Origin of the sequence: Bacillus sp. DE0042, assembly GCF_007680225.1 — a bacterium.
GTDB classification, from domain to species: Bacteria; Bacillota; Bacilli; order Bacillales; family Bacillaceae_G; genus Bacillus_A; species Bacillus_A wiedmannii.
This window is the reverse complement of sequence record NZ_VEJP01000010.1, coordinates 16,411-31,978: the sequence shown is the minus strand read 5'-3', so window position 1 is coordinate 31,978 and position 15,568 is coordinate 16,411. Positions and strand designations below refer to the sequence as shown.

The 15,568-nt window shown below is 34.3% G+C and carries 12 protein-coding genes and 1 pseudogene; 1 reads left to right on the top strand and 12 read right to left on the bottom strand.

From position 1 onward, the window contains the following. Positions 1 to 134 precede the first annotated feature (134 nt). From FS802_RS26940 to FS802_RS26925, 4 genes are all read right to left on the bottom strand, one after another. Positions 135 to 815 carry a GNAT family N-acetyltransferase gene (locus tag FS802_RS26940; protein WP_001239733.1) on the bottom strand — a complete coding sequence of 227 codons (681 nt, stop codon included), beginning with the start codon at positions 813 to 815 and terminating at the stop codon, positions 135 to 137. 163 nt (positions 816 to 978) lie between these two features. Continuing rightward, complete coding sequence (locus tag FS802_RS26935; protein WP_000287346.1) at positions 979 to 1,851, bottom strand: ankyrin repeat domain-containing protein; 873 nt, start codon at positions 1,849 to 1,851, stop codon at positions 979 to 981. A gap of 290 nt (positions 1,852 to 2,141) precedes the next feature. After that, positions 2,142 to 2,645: a nitrous oxide reductase accessory protein NosL gene (locus tag FS802_RS26930; RefSeq protein ID WP_076542276.1), complete on the bottom strand. Its 504-nt coding sequence runs from the start codon at positions 2,643 to 2,645 to the stop codon at positions 2,142 to 2,144. 131 nt (positions 2,646 to 2,776) lie between these two features. After that, entirely contained in the window at positions 2,777 to 3,031 is a 255-nt protein-coding gene (locus FS802_RS26925) for a hypothetical protein (RefSeq protein ID WP_000857382.1), read from the bottom strand. 254 nt (positions 3,032 to 3,285) lie between these two features. On the opposite strand from FS802_RS26925, the gene FS802_RS26920 reads away from it, so the two are divergent. Continuing rightward, positions 3,286 to 4,590: a CitMHS family transporter gene (locus FS802_RS26920; protein ID WP_144525606.1), complete on the top strand. Its 1,305-nt coding sequence runs from the start codon at positions 3,286 to 3,288 to the stop codon at positions 4,588 to 4,590. A gap of 46 nt (positions 4,591 to 4,636) precedes the next feature. Here FS802_RS26920 and FS802_RS26915 read toward each other — a convergent pair whose 3' ends face one another. The 8 genes and pseudogenes from FS802_RS26915 to FS802_RS26885 all read right to left on the bottom strand — a co-directional run. Beyond that, positions 4,637 to 5,329 (bottom strand): response regulator, encoded by a 693-nt coding sequence (locus FS802_RS26915; RefSeq protein ID WP_000503457.1) that lies wholly within the window; start codon positions 5,327 to 5,329, stop codon positions 4,637 to 4,639. Next, positions 5,329 to 6,939, bottom strand: a complete 1,611-nt coding sequence (locus FS802_RS26910) for an ATP-binding protein (protein ID WP_098116319.1) — start codon at positions 6,937 to 6,939, stop codon at positions 5,329 to 5,331. Before FS802_RS26910 ends, FS802_RS26915 begins: the two co-directional genes overlap by 1 nt. Positions 6,940 to 7,121: 182 nt before the next feature. Next, positions 7,122 to 7,982, bottom strand: coding sequence for a methyl-accepting chemotaxis protein (locus FS802_RS32120; RefSeq protein WP_438285633.1), 861 nt, complete (start codon positions 7,980 to 7,982; stop codon positions 7,122 to 7,124). An 81-nt stretch (positions 7,983 to 8,063) separates the two neighbouring features. Beyond that, a pseudogene (locus FS802_RS32115) lies at positions 8,064 to 9,038 on the bottom strand (HAMP domain-containing protein); the annotation flags it as partial. A gap of 307 nt (positions 9,039 to 9,345) precedes the next feature. Further along, entirely contained in the window at positions 9,346 to 10,920 is a 1,575-nt protein-coding gene (locus tag FS802_RS26900; protein WP_000154996.1) for a flotillin lipid rafts scaffold protein FloT, read from the bottom strand. A 12-nt stretch (positions 10,921 to 10,932) separates the two neighbouring features. After that, positions 10,933 to 11,481 (bottom strand): NfeD family protein, encoded by a 549-nt coding sequence (locus FS802_RS26895; RefSeq protein ID WP_001173143.1) that lies wholly within the window; start codon positions 11,479 to 11,481, stop codon positions 10,933 to 10,935. 246 nt (positions 11,482 to 11,727) lie between these two features. Next, on the bottom strand, positions 11,728 to 14,625 hold the full coding sequence (colA, locus tag FS802_RS26890; RefSeq protein ID WP_098707814.1) for a collagenase ColA: 2,898 nt from the start codon (positions 14,623 to 14,625) through the stop codon (positions 11,728 to 11,730). 304 nt (positions 14,626 to 14,929) lie between these two features. Beyond that, positions 14,930 to 15,568 (bottom strand): LPXTG cell wall anchor domain-containing protein (locus FS802_RS26885; RefSeq protein ID WP_144525641.1); only part of this gene is annotated, 639 nt, incomplete at its 5' end.

Below are 15,568 nucleotides of genomic sequence, written 5' to 3'. Positions count from 1 at the left end.
ATATTACGCATTTATTAAGTCAGTTTTGATAGATTGTTAATTAGATGTTAATCGAATGTTAATATTCACCATATTTTTTAACAATAATCTAAATATACGAATGAACCCCAACAGCAAACAACTATTTTCAAAATTTAAGTGATATGCAAATTCATTCCATAGTTAATCAGTTTTAGTTTTCTCGCAACTGCTTGTGAAGCATAATTATCCCAAGAAGTACTATAAAGTGGAATGCGTTTTTCTTCTTGTATTGATATCGCCCATGCTGTAACAACATCAGTACCATATCCATTCCCTTGAAACTCCGCTAAAGTTTCCACACTCGCCTCAGCAGCTAGAGGCGTACTCCTAGCACTGCAACATATAGAAACTACCTTTTCATTTTTTACAATTGCAAAGTAAGGTTGCCTCCATTCCATCTGTTCTATTAGATTAGGAAAATTTTCTCGCAAAAGCCCTTTATTCTTCTCTGTTATCTGTATTGCTCTAGTCGGCTTATGTAAATTATTCGAGAACATGAAAGCAGGGCCCATCCAAATATTTTTCACTGTTCTTTCTTCATTTAATACATCAATGATCTTTGCTATCTCTATATGATTTGAAGGTTCTCGAATTAATTTCTCAATCTTACCTACCGTTCCATCATCCAGATCACAATGATATCTCGTTATACTCCCTTCACGAGTTCTGCCAAGAAAAAAGCGTGGTGCTTTCGGATTCCCTTGTTCATTTACATATTTCATTTTTCCTACTTGATTATGAACAAATAAAACCTCTACCTGAATTGCTATTAAATCAAGTTCTGAAAGCCTCATTTATATCCTCCTTAGTTACTCCATATACCATTCATAATCTATTTTTCATGCACAAAACAAAAATCCCATTCAAATACACATTACTGAATCCATCATACTAAATGACTTCTTCATTCTGTCTATCTAAATGAGATTATTTCGTACTTTTTATTTCTTTATCTTGTTATTCCACTGGTTGTGGTTGTGGCTGTACGACTTCATTCGCTCCAGCTAACCTCAACATATTTGCAATATCTTTAAAACCTCTTTTTTCAGCATATTGCAGTGGCGTAATATTTTCCTTATTGGCCATATTTACATCTGCCCCGTGGTCAATAAGCATTTGAATTACTTTCTTATGATTTTCACTACCATTTCCTAATACGATTGCTTCTACTAAAGCCGTTCCACCACGAGCATTTCTATAATTCACATCAATATCTGTATGCTCTAACAATTCTTTTACAACCTCTATATGGCCACGTTCAGATGCAGAAATGAGTGCTGTTCCACCTGATTTAGTAATTTCTTTCGTATTAACCCCTGCATTAATTAGTAGCTTTACAATGTCTGTATATCCTTCTCTACTTGCATAAAGAAATGGATTACTTTGTTTCTCATCTTTACTTTCAATATTAGCACCTGCACCAATTAATGCTTTAACTGTCTCTACATGATTTTGATACGTTGCTGCAAGGATAGGAGTTTCTCCGTTGTCACCTTCTACGTTTATATTGGCTCCATCTTGAATCAGCTTCATAGCTGTTTCCGTGTCGCCAAGAGTCGCAGAAAGTAGCAACTGTTTGTCCATTAAATTTATACTTTTTTCTTCTTTAGGTTCTTCCTGTTCTTTATGCTTTTCTTTTTTCTTTTCGTTTTTCACATGAACCGGTTTCGATTCTGGCTCCTCTTGCTTATCGCAAGCCACTACCGTCATTAAAAGTCCTAATAACATACATAATAAAATTTTTTGTTTTCTCACAACTACAGCTCCTATGAAAGATAATGTTTTCTTAACCATTCCTCCATCACATACAATAACTCTTCTTGAGTACATTTATCCATAAGCCCTTTATATTCCTTCTTTAATCGGATTATCTTAAAACCTATACTATGTTTCTCAACCTATTGGAATGATGTGCCTGATGGCCTCATCATTAACATTATGAAGCAATTAGTTTAGCACGATTTTACCGCATTTGTATACATTTCTAAAAAGTACATAAATGATTGCTTTAGGTTACTATATTCCATTGTAACCGTTCTTCTAAAAATTTTACACCTTTTCTATATTTGCACCTGAGTAATAATAAAAAAAGACAACTATATAGTTGTCCTTTTCTATTATTAATGATGTCCACCGTGATTTCCTTTTTTCGGGTTCCCCATCATTTCTTTATTCATTTCCCATTTATGCTCTGCTAGCTCTTTATATGAAAGAACTTTCCCTTTATAGTTAGACACAAAGCTTTCTGCATCCTTTTTATTTTCAAATGAAATGACATTATAGGCCATCGGTGTCGTTATTGTTTTATCATATACGTAAGTCGCATCTTCTAATGAAATCCACTCTTTCGAATCATAATCTCGAACAAATTTTTCTTTCGTCTTTTCACCTGGATTAATCTCCATCCATTTATACATACAACCGATATCATCAAACTTTAACGCTTTTCCATTTTCTAAAATGACTTCTGTTGCAAATTGATTATCCATTACCCCAATTTGGCAAATATCACACTTATCATGTTTCTCATCAATTGCTACAGCCTCTGCTTGTTTCTTACCACATCCTACTATTGTAAAGACAAAGAATAAGCATATAGCAAACATCACATACTTTGTTCTCATTTTATTTCCTCCCTAACCGCATCTTCCACAAAGAGAATATCAAAAACTTGTGTGAGATTTGTGAAAAAACAATGTACTTTTTGTAATATATGGAACAAAAAAGATGTGCAGTCATTTCTACACATCTCTCATCATTCACAACCTGTAATTAATAAATCATCTTCTAACTTAACTAATAATATATCTGTATTAATTTGTTGCCCAACAACTACATTTACTAATCTTATATTTCCACTAATACCGACCGCAACTTTTTCAAGCTCACCGTTATTTTTTCGGATCATCATTAAATTTTCCCACTCATATACGTAAGAAGATTCATTAACAAAAATCTCTTCTACTTTTCCTTCATAAGAACTATAAATCTCTTCAATTCTCGTTTTCATATAAAATCTACTCCCTATTTCACACTTCAATATTTTCATCTTATTCTACCATTCTTACGGAGAGCAGCTTACTTTTTAAAAATTCAAATTAACTACCGTGAACAAAATGACCAAAATAAAAATTATGCTTCTAATGATGTTATTTTTCAAATTATTTACCATTTGAATGAATGCTTTTATGATAAATAAAAAACACTTTTTTCTGAATTTTCATTACATTTTGAAAGCGCAATCATTTTTGAGGGGGAGATTACATGTTAGCACTACTTGGATTTGCGATGGTATTTGTCTTTATGTTTTTAATTATGACGAAACGTATGTCGGCACTAGTAGCATTAATATTAATTCCAATTACTTTCGCATTAATTGGTGGTTTTTATGCAAATATGGGACCTATGATGTTAGAAGGAATTCAAAAACTAGCACCTACTGGTATTATGCTTATGTTTGCTATTTTGTATTTTGGAATTATGATTGATAGCGGTTTATTCGATCCTGTCATTAGTAGGATTTTAAAATTTGTAAAAGGAGATCCTTTAAAAATTGTTGTTGGTACAGCGATTCTTACTATTATCGTTTCATTAGATGGGGATGGAACAACAACGTATATGATTACGGTTTCCGCAATGTACCCATTATATAAACGCCTTGGAATGAATCCACTTATATTAGCTGGGGTTGTTATGTTAGGAGCAGGAGTGACAAATCTTACACCATGGGGCGGACCGACAGCTCGGGTTATGAGTGCTCTTGGACTAGACGCATCAGAGCTCTTTACACCACTTATACCAGGAATGATTGCTGGTGCAATTTGGGTCGTTTTCGTTGCTTACTATCTTGGAAAAAAGGAAAGAAAACGATTAGGAATTATGGATGTACAATATTTAAAACAAATGCAAACGATGGATGAGCAAGCTGCAACAGTAGAAGCTGCCGTTCATAAACGCCCTAAACTTCTATGGATTAACTTTTTATTAACTGTTACCTTACTTGTTTGTCTCATACTAGAAATTATGCCGTTACCTGTTTTATTTACAATCGCTTTCGCTATTGCTGTTATGCTTAACTATCCGAACTTAGAACAACAGAAAGAACGTATTGCTTCTCACGCAGGAAACGTATTAGCGGTTGTTTCTCTCGTATTTGCCGCTGGAATTTTCACTGGTATTTTATCAGGAACAAAAATGGTAGATGCAATGGCTCAAAGTGTAGTTACTCTTATACCTGACGCTCTTGGGCCACAACTACCGATTATTACAGCTCTTCTTAGTATGCCGTTCACATTTTTCATGTCCAATGATGCATTTTACTTCGGGGTACTACCTATTTTAACGAAAGCTGCGGCTGCTTACGGAATTAGTGCAGCTGAAATGGGACGCGCTTCATTACTCGGGCAACCTGTTCACTTACTAAGTCCTCTTGTCGCTTCCACTTATTTATTAGTCGGAATGGCCAAAGTTGATTTTGGTGAACATCAACGCTTTACGTTACTTTGGGCTGTTGGAACGACAATGGTGATGTTAATTGCGGGAATTGTAATCGGAATTATTCCAATATAAGACGTAAAAAACAGTAGAAGAAATGTAATTCTCTACTGTTTTTTTGTTATGAAGAAACAAGAAAATACCTTCTTTCTGGTCTCCCTACACTCCCATATATAAGCTCCGCATGAACTTTCTTTCCAGATATTAAATACTCTAAATAGCGCCTCGCTGTTGATCGGCTTACCCCAACCATTGAGCTTAACACTTCTGCCGTAATACCTTCTTCATCAACTGTTAACATATGCTTTTTTATTTTTGCTAAAGTTAAAGGATCTATCCCTTTCGGGGCATATTCTATTTCATTTCCCTTTACGCCTCTTTGAGACCATAAATGTTCAATTTGCTCTATAGATAATTGATTAGTTTTCTTTAACTGCACAATCTTTTTTTGGTAACTTTCCAAACTCGCCCTAAATCGATCAAACATAAGTGGCTTTACGATATAATCTGTTACTCCGCCTCGTAGAGCGTGCCTCACCACATCTGTTTCCGATGCAGCTGTAATCATAATAATATCTGTATCATGCAAATTATGCCTAATATATGTGACAAGTTCCGTTCCTTGCATATCAGGTAAGTACACGTCTAATAAAACGAGTTGTGGCTTCACAAACTCTAGCCATTCTTTCGCTTGTTCTCCAGTCGTTGCTGTTCCAATTACTTTAAATCCCTCAATCTTTTCAGTAAAACGACGATGAATGTCCGCAATTCGAATATCATCTTCTACAATCAATACTTCAATCTCCTCACCCATTACAATTCGCCTCTCTCTTTTGGTAATGCAATAATAAATAATGCACCACCTAAATCCCCTCTTTCGATTGCAATACTTCCATTTAAATCTTCTACTAACTCTTTCACTTTTGCTAATCCATATCCTCGTTTCCCGCCTTCTTTCGTAGAGAAGCCTTTATAAAATATGCTAGTAATGACTTCATCATGAATCCCTTGTCCTGAATCTTCCACTTCAATTACTATCTCTTCTCCAATATCAGTTACAAACATCCTTACCTTCTTATCATTCTCTTCATTTCTTTCAATTGCTTCAAATGCATTCGTAATTAAATTTCCTAAAATAGAAACGACGTAATTACTCTCAATATGCGGGCTTAATTTATCTAAGCTACTTTCTCGATCTAGCATAAAATCAATCTTTAACTCTCGCGCTCTATTATAGAATCCAATTAAAATTCCACCTAACCATGGATTTTGAATTCGCTTCATAATAAATTGAACAAAATCTTGATATACCGCTGTTTCCTTATGAATAAGCTCTAAAGCATCTTCATATGATTCTAACTGGATAAGACCTGAAAGCGTATACAACAAATTGTTATATTCATGCGTTTGCGCTCGTAATGCCTCTGTATATTGCTTCGTCTGAGATAACTCTGCTGTTAACTGATCCATTTCAGATTTCAAACGTAAGCTCGATACAACGCCAGTTACTTTATTTTTCACTTTAATAGGTAGACGGTTCGCAATAACAGCCTGCCCTTTTATATTTAATTGACGATCAAACTGTTCTTCACCAGTTTGAAGTACATCTAGTATCGTTGAATTAGGAATTACATTTAAAATAAATTCTCCAATAATATTACGCTGTTCATCTAACGAAAGAATATCATAAGCCGCTTGATTGACTAAACTAATCATGCCATTGTGATCAATGACAATAATCCCTTCACGTACAGATTGAATCACTGTACTATGCTCTTCATATAAAGATGAAATTTCTTCTGGCTCCATCCCAAACATCATTCTTTTTATACTTCCGGCTAAATATATAGAACCAATTATCCCGATTAAAAGACCTATTACTGTAATCCAAAATACACGCTTTCCATATACTTCTACCGCTCCATGAATATCATTCATTGAAAATCCAACAGACACCACGCCTATAATTTCATTTTCCTGATTACGGATTGGAACTTTGCCGCGTAATGAAGGACCTAATGATCCAGTTGCTTTCGAAATATAAGATTTTCCTTCTAATAGAACTCCTTTATTATCTCCACCAACCATTGCTTCTCCTATTTTATCTCGCTTAGGATGTGCATATCGAATCCCCTCTTTGTTTCCAACTACAATAAAATCAGCATCTGTATCAATTCGAATTTTTTCTGCAATTGGCTGAATAATAGAAGCTGGATTTTCTTTTTGAAAAGCTTCCGTTATTTCAGGTATAGCAGCAACTGTTTTTGCAACATGCAAAGCCCGTTTACCAATTTGCTCTTCTACCGTTTCAGACAATATATAATAAAATAAATAACTCGTTAACAGAAGTACAACTAGAATAAGTGTACTAATTGTTAATGTAATTCTCGGTTGTAGTTTTAATTTTTTAAGCCTCAAAACCATTCCCCTAACATAATTAAAGATAGAATTTAACGAAAATACAGTCTTTTATAATTTTACCTAATCATAACACGGTTACTCTATATTTCTTTATTTTTATCTTCATAAACTGAAACTTTAATCAACCCACAAATAGCGGGATAAAAAAAGAAACGAGGTACAATTACTACCTCGTTTCTTTTTTATTACACTTTAAATTTCCCAATCATCTCTTGTAATTCTTCTGCCATTTGCGATAAATGAACTGCTGCTGCATTGATTTCATCTACTGAAGCTAATTGTTCTTCTGAAGAACCAGCAATATTTTGAACGCTTGCTGCATTTTCTTCAATCGTAGCTGCAATTTCATTAATAGATGCACTGACTTGTTTTGCATCTACTGTCATTTGTTTCGCTACTTCTACCATACTATCAATTTGTACAACTGTATCATCTGTAGACTTCAATATTTCAACAAAGCTTTGCTTCGTTTCATTTGCAACTACAAGTCCTGATTGTACTTCTGTCCCAACTTGCTTCATAGAGCTTACTGTTTCTTTTATGTCAAATTGTATCTCTTTTACTAGCTTTCCAATTTCCGTAGAAGACTGTCCTGATTGTTCTGCTAACTTTCGCACTTCATCTGCTACAATTGCAAATCCTCTTCCTTGTTCTCCAGCTCTCGCAGCCTCAATTGCAGCATTTAATGCTAATAAATTTGTCTGCTCTGCAATATGTTGAATTACCTCAAGGATTGCTCCAATTTGCTTCGATTTATCATCTAACAACACAATCACTTTATCTGATTGTGAAACAGACTCATGGATTAATTGCATTTGATTCACCGTTTGTTCAACTAACTTCCCACCATCTTCAGCCTTTTTCTTCGTATACATAGATGCTGTGGATACTAATGAAGAACTGTCTGCCACACGTTGAATTCCTTCTGTAACTTCTTCTAATAATGTCGCGCCTTCTTCGACTTCTTTCGTTTGTATTTCCGCTCCACTCGACACTTGCTCTATCGCTTGTGTAATTTGTTCCGTTGCTTCACTCGTCTGCTTCATACTAGCTGTTAATTCTTCTGAAGATGCCGCTACATGACCTGCTGAAGTATTTATATTGGAAATGACATTCTGTAATGATGCTGCCATCTCGTTAAAGCTTTCTCCTAGCTGTCCAATTTCATCTTTAGAATGAACTGCAATAGATTCTGTTAAATCGCCTTCACTAATCTTTTTCGATGATATAACAAGTTGTTTTAACGGATTAATAATAGAAGCAATTATGAAGTAAATTAAAATCCCGCCAATTATTAATGAAATACCAATAACAGTTATCGTTTTATAGAAAATAGGTTCAGCTGCTTCAATAATTTCTTTTGAAGGCATAATTCCTGCTATTTTCCATCCAGTTTTCTTATTCGTTTTAAAAGTAATATTACGGTCTTCACCCTCTAATGAATAATGAAAATCACCAGATTCCTGTTTATAAAATTCCTTACTAAGTTTCTCTTCTAATTTCTCTCCCGGCTTCATTTTCGGGTGTGCTACTACATTTTTATCTTGATCAAATATTGCTACATACCCTTCCTTACCGATATTAACCATCTTGGAAGTAGTAACAATATCATTAATTATTAAGTCAATCCCAAGAACGCCACTTTTATCCTCATTTTGTTTCGCTAGTGTAATAACAATATTCCCTGTCGTTTGTGACTTATATGGAGCAGTTACAATTACCTCTCCGCTTTTCTTCACTGCCTCTTTATACCAATCTCTTTCTGTAGGATTATATCCGTCTGGCATCTGAATAGCTGGTGATTGAATAAACTGTCCATTACTAGATCCTGTATAGATTGCTTCCATTTCTGGATGTAATTTGTTGTATTCTTCTAGTTTATTTTGGATGTTTTGAATTTGGTCTGCTTGGTAACTTGAGTGTGTGAATAATTTCGTAAAATAAGTTGCATCTACTTTTTTACTATCCAATTCCTTGTTAATTACATTATCCAAAATTTTTATATTATCTTTCGCCGAGTTTACAATCGTTTCATTAAAATTCGTCTTGGCCTGCTGATAAGACGTCCAACCAATTACAATACTTGGAAGAATTAAAATCATAACAAATGATACAAGTAACTTTGCTTTTAAACTACTACTCCTTAATTTCCCTTGAAACATATTTCTACTCCTCCATACCGTTTTAAATGTAATTGTTTTACATTTAATTTCTTTATATAAATCATACGATTCAAATGTATCAATGCGACTCTCTATCTCTTTCTCTATTGAAGAGTTGATACATACCTTTTTCATTCTATATAAATTAAATAATTAAAACAATATATAAAAATGTATATTATTCGAAATATTATAATTCACTGAAGAACCTCTAGTATCTCACTTACTAGAGGTTCCTCCCGCTTTACTATTCTTTATCTTTTTCTACTTCTTTTTTCGCATCTTCTACTACAGATACAACAGGTTTATCGTTTGATAATTGTTGTACTGCTCCTTTTCCAGCAAATCCTTCTAATAACTCTTTTAAATCAATGCCAGAAGAAGCTTTTAATGTTTCTTGCATCGTTGCCATTAAATCAGTCGCATAACCTGCAACTTTTCCGGCACCGCTATTTTTACCACCGCCACCTGTATCGACAACTGTAATTTTATCAATGTTGCTAAGTGGGCTTGCAACTTCCTTCGCATAACTTGGAAGCATGTTAAGAACCATATCCATAATCGCCGCTTGGCCATATAACTCAAATGCCTCTGCAATTTTTTGTTTCGCTTCCGCTTCTGCTAAACCTTTTAATCTGATAACATCTGCTTCCGCTGTACCTTGTGCTTTTTGTACTTCTGCTTTTGCTTGACCTTGCGCTTTTTCGATTTCCGCCTTCGCTAAACCTTCTACACGAACTTCTTCTGCACGTGCTCTTGCTTCCGCTTCAATTTTATATTGATCTGCATCTGCTTTTTTCATTTGTTTTACTTTTTCCGCTTCTGCTGATTGTTCAACAGCATAGCGATCTGCATCTGCCTTTTTCTTTACTTCTGCATCATATTGCTTTTCACGACGCGCAATCTCTTTTTCTTCTAATTCAATTTGCTTTTCACGCTCAATGATTTTAACGCGCATTTGCTCTTCTGTAACACCTTGTTGCGCTTTTGCTTGTTGTAATTCATAGGAAAGATCTGCATCTGCGCGAGCTTGTTCTTGGTCTCTCTTATAAGATTGTACTTTTAACTCTTTATGTTTTTCAGCTTCAGCGATTTGTGCATCACGTTGATACTCAGCTTCTTTCGCTTCTTTCTCAGCACGAGCTTTTTCAATTCGTGCCTCTTTTTCACGCTCTGCATTTGCAACTGTTGCATCACGCTTAACCATCGCAATTTGTGGCTGACCAAGTGCATCTAAGTAACCGTTCTTATCCATGATTTCTTTAATTGTAAAGGAAACGATGCGAAGTCCCATCTTCTTTAAATCTGTAGAAGCTACTTCATGTACCTTTTGAGCGAATTGCTCTCTATTACTATAGGCATCTTCTACTGTCATAGAAGATAAAATAGCACGTAGATGACCTTCTAAAACTTCTTTTGCTTCTATTTTCAACTCTTCTGTTTCTTTTCCTAAATATTGTTCAGCTGCTGTAGAAACTTCTTCAATGGTAGATCCTACTTTAATAATAGAAACACCATTTACTGTAATCGGTACACCTTGTTTCGTATACGTATCACGTGTTCCCACTTCTAATTTGTAGTTTAATAGACTTAAAGGCTCTGCTCTTTGCATAATCGGAACTACGAAAGTACCGCCACCACGAATAATCTTAATCTTCTTTCCATCATCAGTGGTAACTACATTTTTCCCGCCACCAAGCCAGTTTCCAGTAACAATTAATGCTTCATCTGGTCCAACTGTTCGATACTTTGTAATGAATACTAAAATGAGTAGAATTAAAATTGCGAGTAATACTCCACCGATAATTAATGGAATCGTCATGTAAATTCCCCCTTATAATTTTGGTTTCTTTAAAGAATAAGCGATGTTCTGTACAAGTAAAACACCATCTTGGACTCCCTCGATAATAACTTCCGTTCCTTGTGAAATATCTTTCTTTCCAACTGTTTTAGCTAGGATTGCATTGTTTCCAAATTGGGAGGAAATTAATACTTCACCAAACCCTTCTGTAGGAATAGTCGTAATAACCTCTCCCTTACAACCAATGAATTCATCCATACGCTGCACAGTGTTTTGTTCTGCTTCTGCAATCGGCTTTAAAATTAATATTTTCATTATGAAGACACCAATAAAGGATATAGCAAATGCAGCCCCAAAAATAAGAATGCTATTAAAGGAAAATAAATATTCTCCTATATAACTAAGTCCACATAACATGGCGAAAAAACTAAGTAATAAAGTAACAACGGATACCGATCCGCCTCCAAAACTAAATATGGATTCAAATATATCTCCAAAAAAGATATAAATAACAGTGAGTATAGTAGCAATAATAAATCCGTATAAATAAATTGTTTCAAGTGGATAACCAAACAAAGCCATTTCTTATCCCCCTTTCTTAAACAATCCCTTTTTTGTTATGTGTATGCCCCACCTCTTTCAAAGATTATAGTTCTTAATTTTCAGTTATTTACCCTTTAAAGAAAAGCCTGTAAGACAGGCCCCTAAAAAAGAACAGGAGAAACCTATTGTGACAGGCTCCTCCTAGTAAATAACCGATATATTATATATCTATATAATATACTATTTTCCACAAAAAGTAAAGTTAAACATACATTGGAAAAGCGTTTATTTTAGTGATAATGAGTACGTTCCATCGCCATTATCATATTTATATACATACAAATAATACTTACCTGGTTTTGCATTAAATTTTGCCTCTATATGATTTCCATTAGCTTGACCGTAAGCGGCATAATTTTGCATATCTGATTCATGGTGAAGCACCCATGTCATCCCGATTCCATACTCATTTAAAACGGAAATATCGATATTTTTCGTTGATGCTACATTAAATGTATAAACATCGGTGTGATCTCCGCCGATAAGGCTACCTTTTATAGTAGTGTTTAGCCCAATACGATTCGCTTCCTCTGGACGATTATTTGGTTCTAATTCTGTTAAACTTCCATCTTTAATCGTAACAGTGGTTTCGTTTCTGCTCTCTTTACCTTTATCATCTTTTACTCTTAACGCTACTTTATAAATTCCTTCTCTTTCATATGCATGTATTGGATTAACTTCTGCACTTGTGCTGCCATCTCCAAATTCCCATAAATAAGAAACAATTTTTCCATCTTCATCATTTGAGCCATCACTTTTAAATTGAATTCCTTCTTTTACAAGCCCATTATAAGGTCCATTTATATTAACCGTTGGAGCTTTATTTTCTCCATCATCTTTTGCGATACCGTGGAAGACTACATCATATTCAAATTCATTTGAACTATTCACACGATAATTGACGAAGTATGCTGTAACAGTTTTGTAGCCACTCCATTCTTTTTGCGCCAGTTGTTCTAGTGCTTCATTTACTCGTTTACTCATTTCGTTCCAGTCTTCTGATTCACCTTTTGTTACACTACCTGTAAATGTGCCTTCTAATGTAAATGTATTAAAGAATTGGGAGCTATGTTTTGTCATTTTTGCCTCTTTCATCGGCAACGTATCACTAATTTCTTTCTCTACTGCTGTTAACGATTTTGGTGCATGTTCAGCTAAATAATCATCTGCTACTTCCGGTACATTATATTTATCTTGATTATCAATTAGCTGTTGCATATACTCTTGATACTCTTTATTTAGTTTAGAATCTTTACTCAAATTCTCACGATAGGCATCATAATTTTTCACGTCATTTGCACGAATTAAATCTTGAATTTTATCAAATGTTTCAAATTGATGTGTATATAAATAAGATTGCAATGCGAACGAGTAATTATAGAAATCCCAAGAACCATATTTAGCAAATAATGTGCGCTCTGCTGTATAACGGCTTGCAGGATCAGATGATAATCCACTAATGATGCTCTTTCTCGGTACTACATTATTTGTACGAGTAGATCCTGCGAAAAATTCTGCATTTCCTTCTTGGAACCAAGTTAATCTCTCATTTTGATACATATCTCCTCTTCCAAATAAACCTGGCACTTCAAATCTACCTTGAAGATAATGAGTAAACTCATGACGGAATAACTCTTCTAAGCTATAAATACTTTGTTCTGGCGTACGCTCATATGTAAAGAATGTACCTGTTTCTTCTATATAAATGCCACCGTTGTTTGTTTCATATCCATACAGTTGTCTGTTTAACTGATATTCGTCTGGAGTATTATAGATTACTATCGTTAATACGTCGTCTGCATTACCTGGCTCTAATGCTTTGTCATTCCCAATTACACGATGATACTGTGCTTTTACTTCCTTTGCAGCCCAGTATAGTCTCTTAATTTTTTCTTCTGATACTTTATCTCCTGTTTTAAATACGATAGATCCATCGTCGAATGTATACGTTTTTGGTAAGTACTGTTCTTTTCCTTCTTTACGTATCGTCTCTAAATCTACCGTATTACCGCTATAATCTTTTCCGTTATAATTCGTTGTAATTTGTTCCACTGCAACAAAATACGGCTCACTTAAACGCGGATACATATGCATTGCTTGTGTAACAACCTCTAAACCTTTATTTGGATTACTATGAAACTTCCCTAAACGACTAGCAAAATAAATTCCATTATTAACGAGCCACTTATTTTCTGGTGTTACTTCATTTAAAAGAGCAATACGATTTATTTCATTAATAAATCCATCTATTTTCCCGTACCACATTGTATCTTTTGCTTCTTTACGAGTTTCAAATAAATAAGATTGCATATCATAATCAATACCTTGCATCATATCGTATACAGCTTGTCCTTTCATACGATCGTCTACATACGTATGAAAATTATCATTGTATTGTTTTAAAATATTCGATGCGTATTGAACCGTTTCCACATCACTTGAAGCATTACTAATTAATTTACCGTATGCAGATACGACTGCATCTTGCTCATATGTACCAAGCTTAAAGTTTGGATTGGTTGCAATTGCTTTTAAAGCAGGTAAACATTTATCCTGGAAGCTTCTCTCATTTAAATCGCTTAATTCATTATTGTAAAATGCGAGATAAAAAGCTGAACGTAACACTTCCGTAAACGTTTGAATTCCTTTTGAATCATCTTTCGTAAACGTACTACCTCGGTGAGCTAATTCATCTATAATCGCTTGCATTTTCCCTTTGTCTTTATAAAAAGCCTTTGCATCTTCATTGAACTGGAATAAGTCTGTAATTTGATTCCATTTAATACTTCCTAGCGTTTCAACCAATTCTTGATTATTCATTTTGTTTAAATCAGCCATTGAATAGCTTTCTTTCATTTGCTTTACTTCTGAGCTCTTCATAATAGATGCTGGTCGCTGTGAAAAGTCTCCTACTTTTAAACGTTCTTGAAACGATAATGTTTCCTCTGCTTTCGAAATTTGCCCAACTTCATCTACTGGTTTTTCTATTCCAACTGGTTTCGAATGCAATACATTATATGGTACCTTTTCTTCTGCTGATACATTCGTTTGAATTGCTCCTAACGATAACGCCATTGTACTAATACTAAGCATCACTTTATTAATCTTTGATTTCTTGTTCATATCATTGCCCCCTATTTATATATTCCCTTGAAGAATTTAACATAAAATCTAGATACAACAATATAAAATGCAATATTTCATATTATTTCTTCCTACAATTTGTATATATCGTGAACAAATCAACCTTTATCTCCCGCCAATAATCTGCTTTCTTCCATTTCTAATACACTTAGAAGTGCCCAGCAATATCCTTCTCTCATAAAAAAAGACATCATCATATGCATATTTCTAATGAAACTGCCATGATAATGTCCTCTCGAAAAAGCGAAAATTAGTTATATCTAATAATAAGATTAAACGTTATTTATTTCTTAAATAATCTCTTTCTAAATACGAACATACTTAGGGTGGAAAGAACAAGTGTTATTCCAGAAAGTAAAGTCGATGTGCTAGCTTCACCGCCTGTTGATGGTAAAGATTTCTTGCCTTCCTCTGACTTATTAGTATGTTGTTTATTTAATGTGTCTGCTTTTCTTCCCTCTTTTTCAACAAATTGATTATTCTCTTTTGGCTCTTGATCCAATCCTGTTGCTGATTCTTTTACTTCTTCAACTTCTTTCGTTGGCTTTTTTACTTCTTCTTTTGTTTCTTCAACTTCTTTTACCGGCTCTTTCACTTCTTCTTTTGTTTCTTTAACTTCTTTTACCGGTTCTTTCACTTCTTCTTTTGTTTCTTCAACTTCTTTTACCGGTTCTTTCACTTCTTCTTTTGTTTCTTCAACTTCTTTTGTTGGTTCTTTTACTTCTTCTTTCGCTTCTTCAACTTCTTTTGTTGGTTCTTTTACTTCTTCTTTTACTTCTTCTTTTACTTCTTCAACTTCTTTCGTTGGTTCTTTTACTTCTTCTTTTGTTTCTTCAACTTCTTTCGTTGGTTCTTTTACTTCTTCTTTCGCTTCTTCAACTTCTTTTGTTGGTTCTTTTACTTCTTCTTTTACTTCTTCTTT

Excerpts from the sequence above, each read along its gene's own strand:
- FS802_RS26940 (WP_001239733.1), bottom strand. The coding sequence starts at position 815 with ATGAGGCTTTCAGAACTTGATTTAATAGCAATTCAGGTAGAGGTTTTA.
- FS802_RS26935 (WP_000287346.1), bottom strand. The coding sequence starts at position 1,851 with ATGTACTCAAGAAGAGTTATTGTATGTGATGGAGGAATGGTTAAGAAA.
- FS802_RS26930 (WP_076542276.1), bottom strand. The coding sequence starts at position 2,645 with ATGAGAACAAAGTATGTGATGTTTGCTATATGCTTATTCTTTGTCTTT.
- FS802_RS26925 (WP_000857382.1), bottom strand. The coding sequence starts at position 3,031 with ATGAAAACGAGAATTGAAGAGATTTATAGTTCTTATGAAGGAAAAGTA.
- FS802_RS26920 (WP_144525606.1), top strand. The coding sequence starts at position 3,286 with ATGTTAGCACTACTTGGATTTGCGATGGTATTTGTCTTTATGTTTTTA.
- FS802_RS26915 (WP_000503457.1), bottom strand. The coding sequence starts at position 5,329 with ATGGGTGAGGAGATTGAAGTATTGATTGTAGAAGATGATATTCGAATT.
- FS802_RS26910 (WP_098116319.1), bottom strand. The coding sequence starts at position 6,939 with ATGGTTTTGAGGCTTAAAAAATTAAAACTACAACCGAGAATTACATTA.
- FS802_RS32120 (WP_438285633.1), bottom strand. The coding sequence starts at position 7,982 with ATGAAGCAGACGAGTGAAGCAACGGAACAAATTACACAAGCGATAGAG.
- FS802_RS26900 (WP_000154996.1), bottom strand. The coding sequence starts at position 10,920 with ATGACGATTCCATTAATTATCGGTGGAGTATTACTCGCAATTTTAATT.
- FS802_RS26895 (WP_001173143.1), bottom strand. The coding sequence starts at position 11,481 with ATGGCTTTGTTTGGTTATCCACTTGAAACAATTTATTTATACGGATTT.
- colA (WP_098707814.1), bottom strand. The coding sequence starts at position 14,625 with ATGAACAAGAAATCAAAGATTAATAAAGTGATGCTTAGTATTAGTACA.